This is a genomic window from Cerasicoccus frondis, from assembly GCA_031296915.1.
In the GTDB taxonomy this organism is placed as follows: Bacteria; Verrucomicrobiota; Verrucomicrobiia; order Opitutales; family Cerasicoccaceae; genus Cerasicoccus; species Cerasicoccus frondis.
In genome coordinates, this window is record JAVDPC010000033.1 from 15,617 (window position 1) to 36,161 (window position 20,545).

A 20,545-nucleotide genomic window follows, 5' to 3' on the forward strand; every position below is an offset into this window, starting at 1 on the left:
CTGGAACCGTGAACCGCAACGCAGCGAATTCTTTTGGATGGCTTGGCCTCTCTGGGCAAAAATCCTGTCCGTCGTCGCTGTCATTTTCCTGTTGGTCGCCATCGTCCGCAACGCTGACCAATCAGGCTATGGCCCCTACGATTACGACGAATTTGATGAGTACTACGAAGAGTTGGAAGCCTCCATGCCCTTCATCATGGCGCTACAAATGGGCGATCAGGAACTGATCAAGGAGATCCTGCACGATAAACCGGAGCTATTGGAAAACGCCACGCCAAGTTTCGACGGTCTAGGCCCCCAAAGCCAGCAGGGAGCTCTGTTCTGTGCAATGCTCTACGGCAATGCGGACTCCATCTCAGCGGTCCTCGACGCAGGGGCAGACGTCAATCATCGCAACGACGATGGCCGCACAGCGCTTCACCTCGCCGCCAGCCAGAATAAACCACTGATCGTCAAGCTGCTCGTTACCCACGGCGCCGACGTAAACGCTCAGGACGCAGTTGGGTTCACGCCATTGTTCGACGCTGCTCAAACGGGCGCGATCTCCGCTGGCAAAGCGCTACTGGAAGCTGGCGCGAATCCCAATGTAACCACTTCCGATGGGCAAAGCCCCGCCAGCATCGCCAAGGAGTTTCAACAACCACGTTTCAGCGCGCTACTCTCCCAATTTCTAGCTACCGCGCCCAAGCAATGACCTCATAAGCGGATTTCATCGACCTGAGTCTCGAAACTTCTACTTGCGATTTGGTTAATCGCGGCCTAATTTAGCGCTACCTCTGTTTCGCTGCCCTTGTTTGTTAACCCACTTACCGCGCACATTCCGCCATGAAATATTTACGCCGATGGGGCAGTGTTGGCCTCCAGATCAATCGATTACTTGCGGTGAGCTGGGCATTTTCAGCATTGTGCGTTCAAGCTGCAAAGCCTGCCGCCAGCGCTAAAATCGACGATATCCTGGCCAACTATTGGCAAGAGCAGCAGGTGCAGGGGCAGCCAATTGTCACCGATGAAATTTACCTGCGGCGAGCCTACCTGACCATTGTCGGGCGCATCCCGACTTACGAAGAAACGACGGCTTGGCTTAGCGATCAAAACCCCGAAAAACGGCGCAAACTCGTCGACGAGCTCATTGCCTCGGAAGGCTTTGTGAGCCATCAGTTCAACCTCTGGGCCGACGCCCTGCGGATCCGCACCACGGGGCGTGAAGGCAACGAAAGCGGCGGCAAATACTTCGTCCCCTGGCTCAAAAACCAACTTCGCGCCAACAAGCCCTACGACGAGTGGGTGCGCGAAATCCTCGTGGCCGAAGGCGCGCCGTGGGATAACCCGGCCAGCTCCTATTACCTGCGGGACATAGGCATGCCGCTCGATAACATGGCACTGACGATGCAAGTCTTCCTCGGCACGCAAATGCAGTGCGCCCAATGCCATGACCACCCCACCGACGTCTGGACTCGCCGCGATTTTTATGAAATGGCCGCCTTCCGCTACGCCGTAGACACGCGGATGGGCTACGGCAATATGGACGAGCTCCAGCCTGTGCTGGAGTTACTGCAAGAGCGCAATTTTGAAGAGCTATCCGAAAAAGATCAAAAGCGGATGAACGCCAACAAGCTTCTCAATCCGGCGGGTCGAGACCTCTTCCGCCCGATGCAGTGGCAAACCAGTCATCAGGAACGCAAGCTCAAGTATCCCCACGATTACCAATACGACGACGTCGAGGCCAAGAGCGTCGTGAAGCCACACACCATCTTTGGCGAAACCCCGGCGACACAAGACATGAAAGGCGCCGAGCGCGCTAATTATTATGCGGAGTGGATCACCTCGCCGGACAATCCCCGCTTTACGCTCGTCATCGCCAACCGCTTGTGGAAAGCCGCCATGGGCCGCGGCGCCATCGAGCCCATTGATGACATTCGCGAAGATTCCCAATCACAGGTCCCCGGCTTGGCGGAAGCGCTGACTGGGATCATGCGCGAAAATGACTACGACCTCCGCGCATTTTACGCCACCATCCTCAAGACGGATTTCTTTCAACGCGAGGCCGTGGTGTTCGACCCCGAGAAGCCCGAAGACTACCACTACACCGGCCCGGTCCTGCGGCGGCTGACCGCTGAGCAGTTGTGGGATTCCTACGTCGTCCTGCTCAAACCCGAAGTCGACAACAAGCCAGCCGATTACACCGACGAAATTCCCGAGCCGCCCGGGCCCGTGCAACTGCTCGCCACCTTTACGCCAGATCAATTGGCGGACTACCTCTCCAGCGCAGAAAAAGCCTGGCGGGAACGCTCCGACGCCCGCACCGCGTTTTACAAGATCCGCAATGATCCCGACATGCGCGACACCGAGGAATACAAAACGCTGCAAGCCGCCCACAAGGAGGCCGAGAAGAAGTGGCGCTCTTATTCCAACGTTGACGCCTCCATGTCGATGATGGGCGCCATGATGGACAGCGAACCCGCCTCAGATTCTGATCAAAAAGAGAAAGGCAAAAAGCTTCAATGGTGGGAGAAGAACCTCCACCGCGCTGCCGATTTAAACAGCCCGGAAAATGTCGACCACTGGTTGCGCGTCTTTGGTCAGTCCGACCGCGACCTCGTCGACAATGCCGACGACAGCTCCACGGTTAACCAGGCGCTGCTTCTCTTAAACTCCGGCCAAACCAACGTCGCGTTGACGGATCACGCCGACCCGATTCAACGCGTCCGCAAAGTCGAGGACTCGGCCGAGGCCGCCGAAATCCTGACCCTGGGCTTCCTTACCCGCTACCCGAACGAACGTGAAAAAGCCTACCTCGACACCCAGTGGGAGACTGACCCGAAAAAAGCGCGGGAGCGCATGGCTTGGGCCATGATCAACACGCAGGAATTCATCTTCATTCAATAACGCAGGAACGACATGGACGACGACCTCAAGAAACTCGATGAACTCTCCCGCCGCAAGTTCCTGAACTACACTGCTCGCGCTTTGCTCGGCGTCGGGCTGGCGTCCACGGGCAGTCTGCCGCTGTGGGGCAATCTCACCGCGCCGACCGGCAGCCGCCCCCATGCGCGCAACGTCATTTATATTTACCTGGCTGGCGGTATGAGCCACCTGGACACCTTTGACCCCAAGCCACAGTCCGACTCCCAGTATGGCCCCGTAGGCGTCATCCCGACCAATGTCGACGGCATCCAGGTCGGCGAATGGCTCCCCGGCTTGGCCCAGCGTATGAATCACCTGGCCTTGATTCGTTCGATGACGTCGACGCAGGGCGCCCACGAGTCAGGCACGTATTTCATGCGCACCAGCTATGCGCCGCGTGGAACGATTCAGCACCCCGGGCTCGGGGCTTGGCTGATGAGCATGTCCGGCAAAACAAACACTACCCTACCCGGCAATGTGCGGATCGGCGGCAGTGCGCAAATGCCCGGCCGTGAAGGTTTTTTCGAAAAACGCTATGCGCCGCTCTTCATCGGCAACCCCGACAAGGGCTTGAGCCATATTCAACAACACAACCGCGTGGACGACGCCGAACTGCAGGAGCGACTCGAACTGGCCGAACTGATGGACCTCAGTTTCCACCAAAAGTACAGCAGCAAACAGGTTGCCTCCTACGGCGACATGTATGACGAGGCCATCAAACTGATGACCAGCGAAGACCTCGACGCCTTTAACCTGCGCAAAGAGCCTGAGCATGTCCGCGAACGCTATGGCAACTCCCAGTTTGGCAAAGGCTGCCTCCTGGCCCGGCGTCTCGTGGAAAACGGCGTGCGCTATGTGGAAGTCAACCGCGGTGGTTGGGACACCCATAACGATAACCACAACCAGGTCGAAGTGCTCGCCTACGAAATTGACCAAGTGCTCTCGGCGTTGATCGACGATTTGTATTGGCGCGGGTTGCTTGACGAAACGCTGGTCGTCGTCGCCACCGAATTTGGCCGTAGCCCGGAAATTAATCGCAACCAGGGCCGCGACCACCACCCTGCTGCCTTCTCTTGCCTGTTGGCGGGCGGCGGCGTGCAAGGCGGACAAATCTTTGGAGCAACCGATGAACGAGGCGGCGAAGTCGCGGAAAAGGCTGTCACCATTCCGGACTTCAATGCTACGATTGCCTATTCGCTCGGCCTGCCCGTCGAGCAGGTGGTCATGTCGCCCAACGGACGTCCGTTTACTTTGGCGGACAAGGGCGAGCCGCTGCGAATGCTGTTTTAACGATGCGCCTGCGACGCTGTAAACAGACTGGCGTTTTCATCTGGGCAACGCTTTGCTGTTCTCTGGCATGATCGACTGGAACACTTATGGCGCGCTTCACTTGGTGCTATTGCATGTGCCCATCGGGCTGTTTGTCGGCATCCTTGCGCTCGAAGTGGGCCTAAGCCGTGAGAAGCATCAGGAAACTTACGAAACGGCGCTGGGCATACTGCTGCCCCTGTGCCTCCTGACGAGCATCCTCACCGTGCGGTTGGGCTATGCACTGGGACAAACGGATTACAACTGGGACGCCATTGCCGACCACCGCAACTTCGGCTACTACTATTTGGGCGCGCTTTCTCTGGCCACGCTCTGCTTCTGGCTCAACCGATGGCGTCAAGCCGCCTGGTGCTCCGGGCTCTACGCAGTCTTTATCTCCGCCGCCTTTATTTGTCTGATTCTCACCGGGCATAGCGGCGCCGTCATTACCCACGGCGAAGGCGTGCTCGATGAAGCTTTTCCCATGCTGAAGACATCGCGAGACTCTGCATCGCAAAGTAACTCTTCAACGCAAAGTAAAACCGAACCCACCAACCCGTTTACCACCGAAGCGTACGCCATCCTAGAAGAACATTGCATCGAGTGCCACGGCATCAACAAGCGCAAGGGCGGCTATCGGATCGATGTGCCACGGCTGGCCCGGGCAGGCGGTGACAGCCACAAGCCTGGCATTGTCGCAGGCAAACCAGATGAGAGCGAACTAATCGTCCGCGTCGAATTGCCCCAAGGCGCAGAAGGCGCGATGCCTCCCGGCAAACGCCCTGCACTCACCCCGGAGCAAATTGAAACGTTGCGCGCATGGATTGAGAAAGGTGGCCAATTCCCGGGCGAGGCAAACCAGCAGGAGACTAAGCTCACCCCCAAAACGGTGAAGCAACTGGATGCGATTCGCGAGCTTGGCGCAGCGGCGGATTTCACGCCCTGGGGGGATGGCAATGTGCTCGTCAACCTTAGCCAAATGGATTCGCCAGACTGGAAACTTTGTCATGCAAAGTTAAAGCCTCTTGGAAGCAAACTGGTCTGGCTCAATGCTGGCGGCCAGGAATGGCCGCCAGAGTTTTACGCGCAGCTCCAAGACTTTCCCGACTTGCAACGCCTGCACCTTGAAAACAGTAACGTGACCGATGCGGATCTGGCTCAACTCGCGCCACTGAAAAACCTCAGCTACCTCAACCTGAGCTCGACCGGCATCACCGAAGCTGGCGTGAAGGAGGCATTGAACCTGCCTGCGTTAACCGAGCTCTACATCCACGGGCTCGACCTTTCACCTGCAAAGCTCAAGGAGTTACGCGCTGAATACGACAGCGTGGAAATCGCCGGGCAGTCCAAGCAGGAATTCCCTAAAAAAGAGGATAAAAAGTAGGCTTAGACTTCGCCGCCCTGTGCTTCGTAAAGCTTACGGTAGAGCCCGTCACGCGAAAGTAATTCCTGATGCGCGCCGCGGTCGACGACTCTTCCTTTATCAAAGACTAGAATCTCATCGGCGCGCTGAATCGAGCTAAACCGGTGCGCAATCACAATGACCGTTTTCTGCTCCGAAAGCTTTTCCATCGCCAGTTGTATGTAGCGTTCGCTTTCCGCGTCGAGCGCCGAGGTTGCCTCATCTAATATCAAGATCGGCGCTTGTTTCAGGAACGCGCGCGCAAGGGCGATGCGCTGGCGCTGCCCCCCACTCAGGCGACTGCCGCTGGGACCGACCTCGGTATCGTAGCCATTGGGCAAGCTCAGGATAAATTCGTGCGCATAAGCCTGGCGTGCAGCGTCTTCAATGATTTCGCGCGAAGCCTTGGGATCGCCGACGGCGATGTTGCCTAGGATCGTGTCATTGAACAACACCGGGCTTTGCGCAACGACAGATATTCGCTCGCGCAAGTCGTGCTGACGCAGATCACGCACGTCGATGCCTTCAACGCACACCTTGCCTTCGACCACGTCGTAATACCGCAGCACGAGGTTGGCGAACGTCGTCTTACCGGCGCCGCTGGGCCCAACGAGCGCATAGGTTTTCCCCGGATCAAGCTCGACGCTAACGTCGCGCAGCACGGCTTCATCGCCATAGGCAAACGAGACATTATGGAACGACACGCGGCCTTCAATTTTCTCCGGAAACTCCTTCGGCTCCACCGGATCGTGGATCACTTCGTCTTCTTCCAGAATGTGCTCGATGCGCTCCAGACTCGCGATGCCGGTTTGCATGCTGTTGTGCAAGCGGCCCAGCCGTTTGATCGGCTCATAGCACATGTAGAGCGCCGCCAGTAGCGCGGTGAAAGCGCCTTCGCCGATCTGGCTTTCGTACGTGTAATACAGGCCCACGCCAATGCCCAACGCGCCAATAAACTCGATGATCGGCGACATCATCGTGTTGTATTTCGCCAGCTTCATGAAGCCATGCAAGACACGCCCAGCCGACTCATTGAAATTTTCCGTCTCGCGTTCCTCCAGGTTGTAAGCGCGGATTTCCTGCGTGGCTTCGAGGTTTTCGCAAATGCGGTTCGTCGCCTCGGCCAGCTCGTATTGCAGGGTTGCCGCCTTCTTCTTCAGCTTCTTGCCAATGAGCCGAATGGGGATCACGCACAGCGGTATCGCGAGGATAAAGATAAGCAGATACGCGACCTGATGATGTTTCAAAGAAAGAAAAAGCAGCACCCCGACAGCCCCGACCAAAGTGGCTGGCTGGCGGACGATTTCCTGCGTCACCGTAATGAGCGTCATCTGGACTTGATAGGTGTCGGACATCGCGCGCGAGACCAGTTCGCCAGGCGGATTCTTGTGATAAAAACTCAGCGGCAAGCGCTGCAGTTTGGCGAACAGGCGGACGCGTAATTTCTCGAGCACCGTCTGCCCACAGAAGGCCAGGTAGTAGTTGCTGAAAAAAGTCGTCAAGCCACGCGCGCCCATGATTGCGGCAGGCAGCAGGCAGTAAAAATATAGATCGATCTGCGTCAGATCGTGCCCTTTAAAAACCACGGGGACGACCTCAGCCAACATCACCGGGATGCCTGCGCCGCTCAAAGCGCCCGCGATTAAACCACAGATAATGGCCAGCACCAGCTCACCAATGACTGGCTTGAGCAACGGAAAATAAGGCTTAAAGCGACGAAAAGTTGTGAGCATACAAAGGTTCTCAATGACGTGAAACCGGCAAGCGTAGCGCGAAGACAACGGTCAACGCAAGCGTGAGGATCAACGGCAAAATTCCATCCGTCAACCCGCCTCCAGCCAGCAGCCAGCGCAGTTCATCAGGGTGAACCCAGACAGCCTTCTGGTAAATAAGCATCACAAAAACAATGCCCGCATGCAGCCCGATCGGCGCCCACAGGGAGCGCGACCTCAGGTAAAGCACACAGAGTAATGCGCCCAGCGACGTGTAGTTGGCGAACTCGATGAAGTCGAAATTTAGGAATATGCCCACCGCATTGAGCCCAGCGATGTGCAACCCCGCCAAGAAGCCAGGGTCTGCGTTTGGCCCTGCCAGCAACGAGTCTGGCGCCCGAAAGTGCAAGTAGGCGTAAATCATCGACGACAGCAATATCGCCACCTTCGGTCGAAACCCGGTATAGAAGATGCGAAAGATCAGGCTGCGAAACAGAATTTCCTCTGCGACGCCGATCAGAACAGCACTGACTGCGGCGCCGCCAATGGCCTTTAACCAGTCGCCAGTTCCTTCAAGCTTACCTGTATGATACCAGGTGAACGTCAGTTGAAACGAAATGATCAACGCCGCCAGTGCAGCGCCCATTATCAAGCACCCCATCAGCCAACGCAAACTATCCGGGCGGCCTTTCAAATCATTGGCCGAAAGAAAGCCCGCCGAACGTCCGATCAAGCCAACCACGACCATCAGCCAGGGTAACAGAATAATGATGGGCAGGTAGCGACAGCGGTCGACGAATTTATCAAAATCCCGCGCGACCAGACTCGCGGCAACGCCATCGGGGTTTCCCTGCGCCATCGCAGAACAAGCCGCATAAACCAACGGAGCCAAAAGCCCGGCGAAGAGCAGCGCCCCAAACCAAATAACTAAAAACAGCCATACTCCGCGCCTGCTGCTGCGGTCAGGCGACAGTCCAAAAAGCATGAACTGCCGATCCCGCTCAAGCATTGGCTGCGGCCTCCTTTAATTGCTGACTCAGTGCATCAGCAACGGTTTCGGGCGTAACCGCGCGAATATCGCCCCCACCAGTCGGGGCGCAACCCGGCGGCTGAAGCAGCGCCTTAGGCGCATCAAAACAAGGGCCGGTGCGGATCGGGTTTGTGGGCCCAAAAACTACGATGACCGGCACGCCCAACGCATTGGCCAAGTGCATGCCGCCAGTGTCATTGGTGACGAGCGCGCGGCATGTGAGCAGCTCGGATGCAAACTCGATCAGGTTCGTCTCACCCGCACGGTTCATCACGCGATCCGACGGAAATCCGCTCGCCACCTGCTCGGTTATCGCGCGATCATTCGGCGTGCCAAACAGCGTGAAGCGTTCGTTGGGAAATTGCTCAATCAGCGCCCGCCAATGCTCCACCGGCCAACGCTTAGCGGGCTCATTTTCAGTCCCGCAAATCAGGCCAATCGTCTGCTTACCACCAGTCGGCGTCACGAAATCTCCGCCCAATTCTTCCGCGCTAAAGGGCGTGTAATCCGGCTTTTCCTTAAGCCCAAAATGGCTGAGAAACTCGCGCCACAGTTCCACCTGATGAACGGAGGCTTCATCCAAGTCCGCAGGCAATTCCCAATGGTGCGTGAGGAACGGGCGCGGTTTGCCCGGACGCAGGATGCCAAAACGCTGCGGCGCGCCAATGCGCTTGGCTTCACGGTCGCCACGAAACGAATTGGTAAGCAGGATCTGCATATCTGGATACTCTAAAGAAAGCTTTTTGAAAAAGGCGCCCTCTCCGGCAGCCCCCTTATCAGGCAAAATAATGTGGCGGTCGCCGACAGGGAACGCGTCGAGCAGCGGCTTGAATTGTTTGCGAGCCAAGAGCGTGATCTCCGCATCTGGACGGCCACTACGCAGCGCGCGCAGCAACGGCATCGCCATGATCACGTCCCCCAGCCAGTTCGGCAGGCGAATCCAGATGCGGGTATGCTTGGGCATCGTATCCCAACCGCGCCACGCCATTTCGTCCTCCAACGCATTGCGGCGATGCTTGAGCTGCAGACGGCGATCCCACTGATCTTGCGTCCGCCAGCGGTCGTGCAACCATAGCCAATCGGTGCGGAAGCCGGGCTCGGTCCGCAACTTTTGCTCGAACCAGGCATTAGAAATAAAAATGCAGTCCACGGATTCGCTGGGGCGCTCAAGTTCCTCCATTTTGATGACGCCGCGCCAGAATCCGGTCCGCTCCGTCCATGCCGCGCCAATGCGTGTTTTAAACTTTGCCGCCAGCATGCCGGGGAGTTCGGTGGTCGAGCAAACGCGGCCCATAAACGTCGACAAAACACCGATGTTGCCGGCATTTTGGTCAAAGAGAATCGTGATCACTTTCTGGTCGCGCAGCATTTGAATGGCCTCGGCGAAGCCCTCCTTGCGCGAAAGCAGGCGCACGCCAAAACGCTGCCGCGTACGCAACACCCAGTCCTCCAATGCCGCCTGCTTGAGCGGGCGGTAGATGGTCCCCACTTCAGGAAACGAGCCACTGACCAGGGCAGGCAACAGCGTGAGGCTCTCCATGAGGCACAAATGCGGGACGATGACGATGGCTGGCTCTGGATTTTCCGCGTTCTGCTGGATCTCCTCTTCGAAATTTGCAGCGATGCTGAAGCGGCCCATCAACTGCTCCTTCGAAAAGTGAGGCGACACCAAAACGAAGAGCGCCATTTCCACCGTTCGACGGCAACTGGTGCGGCCGATCTTACGACGCTCAGCCTCGGACATCTCGGGGAACGCATGGTGCAAGTTAGACAACAAACTACGGCGGCGCTTCGTTGGCAGGCAGTAAATCAGGTCGCCCAGCACGACTGTCAACGCACGCGAAATCGCCTCCGGACTGTGCGCCAGGAGAAAGCCAAGAATATGGATGATCTTGATAGCCACGAACTTTAGCAGGAGGAACTACACGCATTCACATCGAATTTGGCAAGCGTTGCGTTTGCACACATTCAGAATCCAGCTAAATGCGTCCCCGCCGAAAATGGCTAATCTCGCTCCGCAATAAGTTGTCCGAAGAGGAGATTGCACAACCAATAAAGACAGCCACGCTAAATTCAATGCCCGCTCTTTTCCCCTGCCAGCGCCCCGCTGCCCCTGAACGCACCTTTGCCAGCGACGCCGTGGAACGCGTTATTGCGAGCGCGGTCGACGCGATTGCCGACCCCGAGCTCGCGTGGCTGTTCAGCAACTGCTTTCCCAACACCCTCGATACCACGGTCGACTTCGAGGTCATCGACGGCCGGCCTGATACGTTCATCATCACGGGTGACATCGATGCGCTCTGGCTGCGCGATTCGACCGCGCAGATCTGGCCCTACCTGCCGCTCATTACCGAAGACGCCGCGCTGCGCGACCTGGCCATCGGGCTCGTCCACCGGCAGGTGAAATGCGTGCTACTCGATCCCTACGCCAACGCCTTCTATAAAGACCTCGGGGAAGTCTCCAAACACAACGCCGACCGACCCGCGCCGAAGCCTGGAGTCCACGAGCGCAAGTGGGAGATAGACTCGCTGTGCTACGTCGTGCGGCTCGCGCATGAAGTCTTTCGGCTGACGGGCGACCCTGCGATCTTCACCGACGATTTCGACCGCGCCATGCGGCTCATCGTCGCCACCTTCCGCACCGAGCAGCGCCTCGACGGTAAGACGCCCTACCGGTTCGAGCGCACGGTGGATATCCCCATCGACGCGCCGCCCTTCCAAGGGACCGGACACCCGGTCAAGCCTTGTGGGCTCATTTGCTCGGCCTTCCGCCCGTCCGACGACTCGACGATTTTCCCCTACCTCGTGCCGGCTAACCTCTTTGCGATGCTGTCGCTGCGTCAGCTGTCCGCACTTTATAATGATACGCTCGGCTGCCCGGACTTTGCCGCTGAATGCGCCGCCATGGCCGACGTGATCCACGCCGCGATCCAGCGCCTGGCCGTCACCGAGCACCTCGACTTCGGCCCGATCTACACTTACGAAGTCGACGGCTACGGCAACCGCATTTTCATGGACGACGCCAACGTGCCCTCGCTCATGTCCCTCGCCTACCTCGACCCGGCCTTCACGGGCGATCCCGTTTACCAGAACACCCGGCGTTTCCTGCTGAGCGACGCCAACCCCTACTATCTGCGCGGCGCGGCCGCCGAGGGCCAGGGCAGCCCGCACACCGGCAAGGACAGCATCTGGCCGATGGGCGTCATCCTGCGCGCCCTCACCTCCACCGACGAGGCCGAGATCCGCGCCTGCCTGCAAACCCTCGTGCGCACACACGCGGGCACGGGCTTCATGCACGAGTCCTTCCACCGCGACGACCCCGCGCAGTTTACACGCACGTGGTTTGCCTGGGCAAACACGCTATTCGGCGAATTAATTCTCCAAATACAGCGAAACCACCCAAATTTGCTAGCCGAAACTTTTGCTGATTAACACAGGGGCTCCAGCCGGTTTTTAATTAGCCACACTTATACGAGCTAAGCAAATCGGCAACGTTTATCGTTTCATTGGGAAATGCCATTGACTCTGTGTGCAGGCGCCCTATCAGCAATGCTTACCATGACTACCATCGTAGATATCCACGCACGTGAAATTATTGACTCGCGCGGCAACCCGACTGTTGAAGTCGATGTCGAGCTCGACAGCGGCGTAATCGGCCGCGCTGCTGTTCCCAGCGGCGCCTCCACCGGTGAGCACGAAGCGCTCGAACTGCGCGACGGCGGACTCGCCGCCAAGGACTTCCCGAAGGGCTTCGACCGCAAGGGTCGCTACCTCGGCAAGGGCGTTCTCAAGGCCGTAAGCAACGTCAACACCGACATCGCTGAAGCGCTGATCGGCATGGACGCCTGCGACCAGGTCGGCGTCGACAATGCCATGTTCAAGCTCGACGGCACCGCCACCAAGTCCAAGCTCGGCGCCAACGCCGTCCTCGGTGTGTCCCTCGCGACCGCCAAGGCTGCAGCAGAAGCCCTCGGCCTGCCGCTTTACAAGTACATCGGCGGCCCGAACGCGAAGGTTCTCCCCGTTCCCATGATGAACATCATGAACGGCGGCGCTCACTCCGACGCTCCGATCGACTTCCAGGAATTCATGATCATGCCGATCGGCGCTCCGACTTTCCGCGAAGCTCTCCGCTACGGCGCAGAAACCTTCCACAGCCTCAAGAAGGTGCTGAAGGACATGGGCATGAACACCGCTGTCGGTGACGAAGGCGGCTTTGCTCCGAACATCGAATCCACCGAAGCTGCAATGGACGCCATTGCCAAGGCCATCAAGAACGCTGGCTACAAGCTCGGTAAGGACATCGTGTTCGCCCTCGACGTCGCTTCCTCCGAATTCTACGACAAGAAGAAGAAGAAGTATGTCTTCAAGAAGTCTTCCGGCGCAGAACTCTCCGGCGACGAGATGGTTGCCTTCTATCAGGACCTCGCCAAGAAGTACCCGATCCGCTCCATCGAAGACGGTTGCGACGAAAACGACTGGGACACCTGGAAGAAGCTCACCGACGCAATCGGCGACACCACCCAACTCGTCGGCGACGACCTCTTCGTCACCAACACCAAGTTCCTCAAGAAGGGCATCGACCTCGGCGTCGCCAACTCGATCCTCGTTAAGGTTAACCAAATTGGTTCGCTCACCGAGACCCTCGACGCAGTCGAAATGGCCAAGGAAGCCGGCTACACCAGCGTGCTCTCGCACCGCTCCGGTGAAACCGAAGACACCACGATCGCCGACATCGCTGTCGCCACGAACTGCGGTCAGATCAAGACGGGTTCCCTCAGCCGCTCCGACCGTATCGCCAAGTACAACCAGCTCCTCCGCATCGAAGAAGAACTGGGCGAACTGGCCATCTACGGCGGCAAGCTCTAGCAGCCAACCTCCGGTTGGATCGGAGAGGCGGCATTGCCGCGTTTCCAAGCAACGGAAGCGAAGCAAAACTTTACGAACCGGCGTCCAATTGGGCGCCGGTTTTTCTTTACCCAACTTCGGACTTCCCTTTGCTCCATCATCTATTGATAAATTAACCCATGTCCAAGGATTCCCGCAAAGCTGAACCACCCGTAAACATGGAATCTGCGGCTACCCTAATCGAGCTGACGACAAAGGCCCTCGAACTCATTCCCGACTTAGAGGAAATTGCAGGCGACCGCCAACAGTGGCTTGCTCACCTTAAGGACAGCGAGACCATGAAGCCGCTTGCGACGGTTATCGGAGTCGGCGGTGCAGCCTTGCTTGGTGCGAACCTCCCCTTGGTCACCAGCTTGTTCGGTCTACTCTCTTTCGCTCTAGCCATAAAGAAAAAGCAGGCCGACAAGGCCTCCGCCACCGAGCGCGAGCAAATCTGGCAGGCGGCGCTGGCCGATCTAAAGACCCTCGCCGAGCACAGCCAGACGGAAAAGGAACTCGCTAGTTGGCTTGAGTCCATCGAACGGGGCGACGCAGACATCAAAGTGCTCGATTTCATCGCGCCCAGCCAGCACTCGGCCTTCATCCCGCTCTACAAAGCCATCAAATTTGGCCAACAAGGCCTCTCCGACCAAATCGAGTCACTGGAAAAGGCGCTGGCCGACCAAGACCCCGCCGCCGCCCAACGCGAACTCGCACAATTACTCCAAATAGCCCTCGCCGACCAGCTCGCTGCGTTCCATCTCGAACTCACCAACACACTGGCAGCGATTCAGCAGCAGTTGGACTCGATCGCTGCCGACGCCGAAAGCGCCGCCGAGCAGTCCAAGCGGGCCGTCGAGCTGGGCGAGGCGCACCAATCGGACGCCGCACAAGACCGACAGCGCGATGAAGCATTCCAACAGAAGACCGACGTATCGCTCGGTGAGATAAAGGAAGCGCTCAAGACAGAGAGAGCGCCCAAGCACACGCCCAAGCCCATCCACCTGCCGCGCACCACGCTCGGCGACGACTTCGTGGGCCGCGAAATTGAGCTTGAGGCCATCCACGAGCAGCTCACGCAGCACGGTCATTCGGAGTCAACCGTCCTCACGGGCAAGGTGGACACGCTCTTTGGCGCGGGAGGCATCGGCAAGACACAGCTCGCCATCGAGTATGCGCTGCGCTACCAGCAGCACTACACCGCGCTGCTCCTCATTGTGGCCGGGCGCACCGAGGCCGAGTTTGAAACCGGGGCCGAGACGCCTGCAGCCCCGCAAAAGCCGGAAGAAGTCCTGGAGCGCCTCCAAGCCAACCTCGCCGAGCTGGCCGCGGGCCATGCCCTGGGCCTCGAAGGCTACACACCGGGCAATGTGCCGCACAACCACTCGCTGGTGCACCGCTGGCTGCGCGCCCACCCCGGCTGGCTGCTCATCCTGGACAACGTCGATACCCAGGAAGACCGCGCCGCCGTCCGCCAGGAGTTTGCCAATCTCACCACGGGCAACCGCCTCATCACCTCGCGCCTGAGCGACTGGGGCCCGCATGCCCACCCGCTTCCCGTGGGGGTGCTCCCCGCTGGCAAAGGGGCCGAGCTACTGGCGCGGCTCATCCGCCAACCGCACGCAGCGGACGAGTCCACGCCCCAGGCCCTCCACGAGCTGGAGAGCGAGTTGGAAAACCTGCCACTGGCGCTGACTCAGGCCGCCGCCTACATCAAGGACCAAGCGATCTCCCCCGTCGAGTATCTGCGGCGCTGGCGCGAGCAGTCCGAGCCGACGCTCTTCACGCACGCCGACCCCGACAACCGTTACCGCGCCCCCATCGGTAAGACCTACGCCCTCTCCCTCGCCGCCGCTGGGCCCGAGGCCCACCAACTGCTACGCATCCTCAGCTTCCTGGCCCCTGAGCCCCTGCCCGCGCACCTAATCACCGTCGCCGCCAACGCCGTCGAGGCTCAGCGGGACCCCGCAGGCTTCGAGGCCAAGCTCGCCGCGATCATCGCTCCCATTGAAAACCTCCACCAGCACCGCTTCACCCTGGCCGAACACACCGGCTATGTGGATATTGACCAGGCCACGGACCAAATAGACCTCGCCGAGACAGTGAGAAAGCTTGGACTGCAGACATTACCCGCCATCGAGAACCCCCGGCGGGCCTTCGGGCGACTGATTGATTTTGGCCTCCTGGAGGCGACCGCCAACCGGTCCGTCGTGCGGCTGCACCGGGTAATTGCCGCCGTGACCCGCGCCACGATGGAGGCCACTGTCCGCTGCAAACACCTCGCCACTGCGCTCCGCTGGCTCAGTCAGGCCATGCCCTTCCAAGCTGATGACGCCCGCTCCTGGGAAATCATCACCCCACTGGCGGTCCACATTTCTGCGGCCCTCAGCCAGAACGTCGCTCAGGCTGGGGAGACGGGGGAGCCGCTGAAACCTAGCGCCACGGGCTACCTGCTCAATCAGTTGTCAAGCTATCATTGGGCACAGGGGAGCCATCGCGAGGCGTTACGCCTCGCCGAGCAATACTTGAACCTCGCGATCACACACTACGGTTCTGAGCACTCCGAGGTAGCCGTCGCCCATAACAATATGGCGCTCCACCTTGAAGAGACAGCACGCTTCGCGGAAGCCGAAGATCACTACCGCCAGGCCTTGGCAATTGATGAGGCAACGTTGCCCGTTAACCACCCAACTCTGGCCATCCGAAATAGTAATTTGGCCGCATTGCTAACAAAAATGGGCAAGCACGAAGTGGCGGTCGAACGGCTTCAGCAAGCTGTGACCATCGGCAAAGCGGCTTGGGGAGAGCGACACCCAAATCAGGCCACAATTTTGAATAACCTGGCCTATATGCAGGAACAGCGAGGCAAGCTGCCTGAGGCCGAGCGGCTCTACCGCGAAGCTTTAGGTATTAGCAAGGCAACCTTGCCCCCCGATAGCCCCGACTTGGCTACCCACTACCATAACTTAGGCTTGCTCCTGATGAGAATTGACCGCGCTCAGGAGGCCTACCCCCTGCTGCAAGACGCCTGGCGCATTAGCAAAGCAAAATTGCCGCCGACTCACCCCGATGTCGAAGCCTCTAGCCTAGCGCTGGCGATCTGCCAACACCTGCTCGGGCTGGAATAGCTGGCCGGAAGAATAATCCGCCCACCCTTGCCACTCATCGCCGGACGGCAGCGGCCTGAGCACGGGCTGTGACAACCTTGCCGAGTAGCCGCCAAGCAATGACTCCGCGCCTCCCGATAAGCCACGTCGTCATGTAGGGCTCGCGCAAGCACGAGCCCTACAGCAGGACGTAATCACTTCTAAATCGGGACGGTTGCCCTCAACCGTCCGCCACGCAGCCTCCCAGCATTAATCCATGACTCTAAGGTGGAGCCCGGTGTCCCGACCGGGCTGTTTCATCCCGCTGAGAGGCAACGCGATAGCCCGGTCGGGACACCGGGCTCCACCTTGGCCATACCACCGCAATGGACGGTTGAGGGCAACCGTTCCTAACTTTTGCGATTCGTCGTGGTGATTTCCTGATCCACCTTCGTGATCTTCGCGCTCTTCGTGGTTAAAAGCTGCGTCACGCATGCAGATGGTAGTCAGTCAGCGCTGTAGACTTGGAAACAGAAATAGTCACGGGGCCAACGGGGCCCTTCGCATTCAATAAAGCTGGCGATGTCCTTTGACTTTCATCGGCGGTTGCCTGACAGTCGCTTATCATGAAAAACACCACCGCTCAACCCGTCCGTTTCCTGATCGCCTTGTTCGCCCTGCTGTTCGCCACAAATGCCGCTTCCGCGCATTGCCAGATCCCTTGTGGCATTTACGACGACGATCTGATGGTCAAGCAGATGCTCCTCGACGCTACTACCGTCACCAAGTGCATGACCGAGATCAATAACCTCGCCGGCAAGACCGACCCGCAGTCCGGCAATCAATTTGTCCGCTGGGTTGAGAACAAGGAAGACCACGCCAACAACATCATCGAAATCAGCAGCAACTACTTCCTCTGCCAGCGCGTCAAGGACTCGCAGGCTGACTACACCGAACGCCTGAAGGCGCACCACGCCGTGATGGTTGCCGCGATGAAGGCCAAGCAAAACTCCGACGCCGCCAGCGCCGAAGCGCTCGAAAAGTCCATCAAAGCCCTGCGCGCCTACTACCCCGAGCACGACGACCACCATCACTGAGCCGTCCCCACAACCAATTTGAGCGAAAGACGTCCTGCTACGGGACGTCTTTTTTTGTCGGAAGGGAGCCCCCCATTCAAGAACTCGGCTGAGGAGAGCGCCAGAGGACTGGTTCTCTCCATAAGGCCCACAACTCAGCCAATTCTGAAAACCCTTACCGGTTGTTTTCAAAAAGCCTACTCGGATGTTTTCAAAAAGCCTTATGCTGTGTTTTGAAAAAGCCTTATGCTATGTTTGCCAAAAGCCTACTCGGTTGTCTCTCCAACATAGCATCGGTTGTTGGAGTAACATAGCACCGGTTGTTGTGGAAACAACCGAGGCTTTGTTTTGCGAACGCCTACCCGGTTGTTTTTCAAAAAGAGCAGTAGGCTTTTAGCACAAGGATAGGTTTGGGCTACGAACAGAGGAACATGCCTCAACCCTGCGTAACAAAAAATATTGGAACCGGAAGTGATAGCCTATTTCATAATCTGAAAACCGCCCGCTTCCTGATCTGATGTTTCGACAACCCGAATGGTTCTTCCTGCTGCCCGTGCTTGCGTTTCTGGGGTGGTATGCGCGTGGGCTGAAGCTGTGGCGGCCGCTGCGGGCGGTTTGCCTCGTGTTGGCGACCGTTTTCCTCGCCGATCCGCAATGGAGGCTGCTCAAGCCCGGGCTCGATCTGTGGGTGCTCGTTGATCAGTCGGACTCCGCGCAAGATGTCCTCGGGCCGCGCTTGACTGAGTGGGAGGCGCTGATCCGCGATAGCCGTGGGCCGGACGACACGCTCCACTTCGTGGACTTCGCGCGTGGGGCGACCGAGCGCACGTCCAACATCGCCCGTTTTGAAGACTCCTTTGACCAAACCAACCTCGCCACCGCCCTACGCATTGCCGAGGCCCGGCGGGCCAATGACCGCGCCGCCCGTGTGCTCGTGCTGACCGATGGCTACAGCACCGAGCCGCTGGCCGAAGTCGCGCGCAGTTTGCAGGATGCCGGCGTCCCCGTTGACCATCGTCTCGCCGCCTACGACGCCACCGCTGACTTCCAGGTGGAGCGACTCGAAATGCCCAACCGCAACCAGACTGCGGAGCCATTCCTCATCGAACTCGTCATTACGGGCCCCGTCGGCGGCAGCACGGAATACCGCATAGAGCGCGACGGCCAAACCGTCGCCAAGGGCGTTGCGACGACCGAAGATGGGCGCGCACGCGTGCGGCTCAAAGACCGCATCCCCACGCCGGGCGCCTACCGCTACTCAGCCATTCTCAGCAGTGCGCAAGACCCCCGCCCCGGCAACAACACCATGGAGCGCTGGATCGAGATTGCCGGCGGTCGTCGCATTGTGCTGGTGACGCGTTACCCCAACGACCCGGTGGCGCAAACGCTGCAACGTCTGGGCTTCGAAGTGGAAGTCATCGACAACCCGCGCAACTTTCACGAAGGTCGCCTCAGCGGCGCGCAAGCAGTCATCTTTAACGACGTGCCCGCCTATGAATTTCCGAGCGAAGCGCTGGCGGCAATCGACTTTTATGTGCGCGGCCAGGGTGGCAGCTTCCTCATGCTGGGCGGCAAGTTCAGCTACGGATCGGGCGGTTATTTTGAGTCGCCGCTGGAGGAAATTCTCCCGGTGAGCATGGAGCTCAAGGACGAGCATCGCAAGCTGTCCGTGGCCATGGCCGTGGTCGTCGACCGCTCCGGCAGCATGGGCGCCACAGTGCCCGGCGGCATGACCAAGATGGACCTCGCCAACTCCGGCGTCGCCGAGGCCGCCCGTTTGCTGGGCCCGAGCGATATGTTGACCGTGTTTGCCGTCGACAGCGAACCTCATGTCGTGGTGCCGTTGACCATGGTCGGCCCGAACCTGGGCACGATTGAAAAGCGGGTCCGCAGCATCCAAAGCATGGGCGGGGGAATCTTCGTTTACACCGGGCTCAAAGCCGCGTGGGACGAGCTGCAGAAGGCGCCGGTCGGCCAAAAGCACATCATCCTCTTCACCGATGCCGCAGACTCCGAGGAGCCCGGCCAATACAAGTCGCTGATCGCGGAAATGGTTTCCGAGGGCGCCACGGTCAGCGTAATCGGCCTCGGCACGCCCGCCGATCCCGACGCCGCGTTCATCGAAGACGTCGCCAAGCGCGGCAATGGACGCATTTTCTTCAATGATAATCCCGCCAACCTGCCCGCTGTGTTCGCGCAGGAAACGGTGGCCGTCGCACGGTCGGCCTTCATCGAAGACCCTACGGGCGTGGAGCCCACGGCTGGCTGGTTACAGATCGCCGCGAGCACGCTTGATTGGCCCGCACATTTCGACGGCTACAACCTGAGCTATTTGAAGGACGGCGCGACCGCGGCCGCCCTCACCCGTGACGAATACCAGGCGCCGCTGCTGGCGTTTTGGAATCGCGGCTCGGGTCGCTCGGCGGCGGTGTCCTTTGCGGCGGCGGGCAAGTTCAGCGAAGCCACCCGCAACTGGCCAGGCTACGGCGACTTCATGCAGACGCTCACGCGCTGGCTGATCGGCGACGACCTGCCCAAAGGGCTCGGCCTGGCCACCCATTTGCAAGGCAATGAGCTGACGCTCGATTTCTTCTATGACGCCGAGCATGCCGACCTGCCCGAAGACGGCCTCCCCACCCTGCTCTACACCGCACAAGGCCTGAACCAAGCCCTGACCTCCGAATGGGAGCGCATTGAGCCGGGTCTGTTTCGGGCCAAGCTCAAGCTCGACATCGGCAAATCTTACCGCGGCGCGGTGCAGATCGGCGAACACGCCCTACCCTTTGGGCCCGTCATCGCGGGGGATAATTTGGAATGGAAAACCGACCCCGTGGCGCTGAATGACTTGGTCCAGCTCAGCGCCACTACTGGAGGCGTCGAACGCGTTAATCTCGCGGAGTCCTGGGAATCTCCCGACACCGACGCCAAGCAAAGCCTGCGCCTTTGGGTAATCCTGCTCCTGCTGCCGTTTTTCTTGCTGGAGGTAGCCCAAAGCCGCCTTGGCTTCTGGCCTAGGCTGAATGCTCTGGGTCTGCGAACCCAGGACTAACTGCCAGGATTTGCGACAGATACACTGAATTATAAATTTTTTTTGAAATTGTGTAAAAGCCTCGTTTGGACGTCGCTAAGCCCGAAATATG

13 protein-coding genes are annotated in these 20,545 nt (G+C 58.9%); 9 read left to right on the forward strand and 4 right to left on the reverse strand.

Translation table 11 applies throughout. The features are described from left to right. Positions 1-37 precede the first annotated feature (37 nt). From RBB63_RS19860 to RBB63_RS19875, 4 genes are all read left to right on the forward strand, one after another. Entirely contained in the window at positions 38-694 is a 657-nt protein-coding gene (locus RBB63_RS19860; protein ID WP_309386891.1) for an ankyrin repeat domain-containing protein, read from the forward strand. A 131-nt stretch (positions 695-825) separates the two neighbouring features. Then, positions 826-2,886, forward strand: coding sequence for a DUF1549 domain-containing protein (locus RBB63_RS19865; RefSeq protein ID WP_309386893.1), 2,061 nt, complete (start codon positions 826-828; stop codon positions 2,884-2,886). A 12-nt stretch (positions 2,887-2,898) separates the two neighbouring features. After that, complete coding sequence (locus RBB63_RS19870) at positions 2,899-4,194, forward strand: DUF1501 domain-containing protein (protein WP_309386894.1); 1,296 nt, start codon at positions 2,899-2,901, stop codon at positions 4,192-4,194. Between the two features lie 67 nt (positions 4,195-4,261). Next, positions 4,262-5,596: a c-type cytochrome domain-containing protein gene (locus RBB63_RS19875; RefSeq protein ID WP_309386896.1), complete on the forward strand. Its 1,335-nt coding sequence runs from the start codon at positions 4,262-4,264 to the stop codon at positions 5,594-5,596. 2 nt (positions 5,597-5,598) lie between these two features. On the opposite strand, the gene RBB63_RS19880 is transcribed toward RBB63_RS19875, so the two are convergent. The 3 genes from RBB63_RS19880 to RBB63_RS19890 are packed head-to-tail and all read right to left on the reverse strand — an operon-like array spanning position 5,599 to position 10,259. Then, positions 5,599-7,347, reverse strand: a complete 1,749-nt coding sequence (locus RBB63_RS19880; RefSeq protein ID WP_309386897.1) for an ABC transporter ATP-binding protein — start codon at positions 7,345-7,347, stop codon at positions 5,599-5,601. A gap of 10 nt (positions 7,348-7,357) precedes the next feature. After that, entirely contained in the window at positions 7,358-8,335 is a 978-nt protein-coding gene (locus tag RBB63_RS19885; protein WP_309386898.1) for a CPBP family intramembrane glutamic endopeptidase, read from the reverse strand. After that, the gene (locus tag RBB63_RS19890; RefSeq protein WP_309386900.1) at positions 8,328-10,259 is read right to left on the reverse strand and encodes an LpxL/LpxP family acyltransferase; all 1,932 of its coding nucleotides are present in this window, start codon (positions 10,257-10,259) and stop codon (positions 8,328-8,330) included. Before RBB63_RS19890 ends, RBB63_RS19885 begins: the two co-directional genes overlap by 8 nt. 80 nt (positions 10,260-10,339) lie before the next feature. Here RBB63_RS19890 and RBB63_RS19895 point away from each other — a divergent pair, with 80 nt between their 5' ends. The 3 genes from RBB63_RS19895 to RBB63_RS19905 all read left to right on the forward strand — a co-directional run bounded on the left by RBB63_RS19895 (position 10,340) and on the right by RBB63_RS19905 (position 16,371). Next, entirely contained in the window at positions 10,340-11,788 is a 1,449-nt protein-coding gene (locus tag RBB63_RS19895; RefSeq protein ID WP_309386901.1) for a glycoside hydrolase family 125 protein, read from the forward strand. Between the two features lie 126 nt (positions 11,789-11,914). Further along, positions 11,915-13,225 (forward strand): phosphopyruvate hydratase, encoded by a 1,311-nt coding sequence (eno, locus tag RBB63_RS19900; RefSeq protein ID WP_309386903.1) that lies wholly within the window; start codon positions 11,915-11,917, stop codon positions 13,223-13,225. A 158-nt stretch (positions 13,226-13,383) separates the two neighbouring features. Then, positions 13,384-16,371: a tetratricopeptide repeat protein gene (locus RBB63_RS19905; protein ID WP_309386904.1), complete on the forward strand. Its 2,988-nt coding sequence runs from the start codon at positions 13,384-13,386 to the stop codon at positions 16,369-16,371. A gap of 228 nt (positions 16,372-16,599) precedes the next feature. Here RBB63_RS19905 and RBB63_RS19910 read toward each other — a convergent pair whose 3' ends face one another. Next, positions 16,600-16,824, reverse strand: a complete 225-nt coding sequence (locus RBB63_RS19910) for a hypothetical protein (protein ID WP_309386906.1) — start codon at positions 16,822-16,824, stop codon at positions 16,600-16,602. A gap of 131 nt (positions 16,825-16,955) precedes the next feature. Between RBB63_RS19910 and RBB63_RS19915 the strand changes: the two genes are divergently transcribed. Further along, positions 16,956-17,426: a superoxide dismutase [Ni] gene (locus RBB63_RS19915; RefSeq protein WP_309386907.1), complete on the forward strand. Its 471-nt coding sequence runs from the start codon at positions 16,956-16,958 to the stop codon at positions 17,424-17,426. Positions 17,427-17,922: 496 nt separating this feature from the next. Continuing rightward, complete coding sequence (locus RBB63_RS19920; RefSeq protein WP_309386909.1) at positions 17,923-20,454, forward strand: VWA domain-containing protein; 2,532 nt, start codon at positions 17,923-17,925, stop codon at positions 20,452-20,454. Positions 20,455-20,545 lie beyond the last annotated feature (91 nt).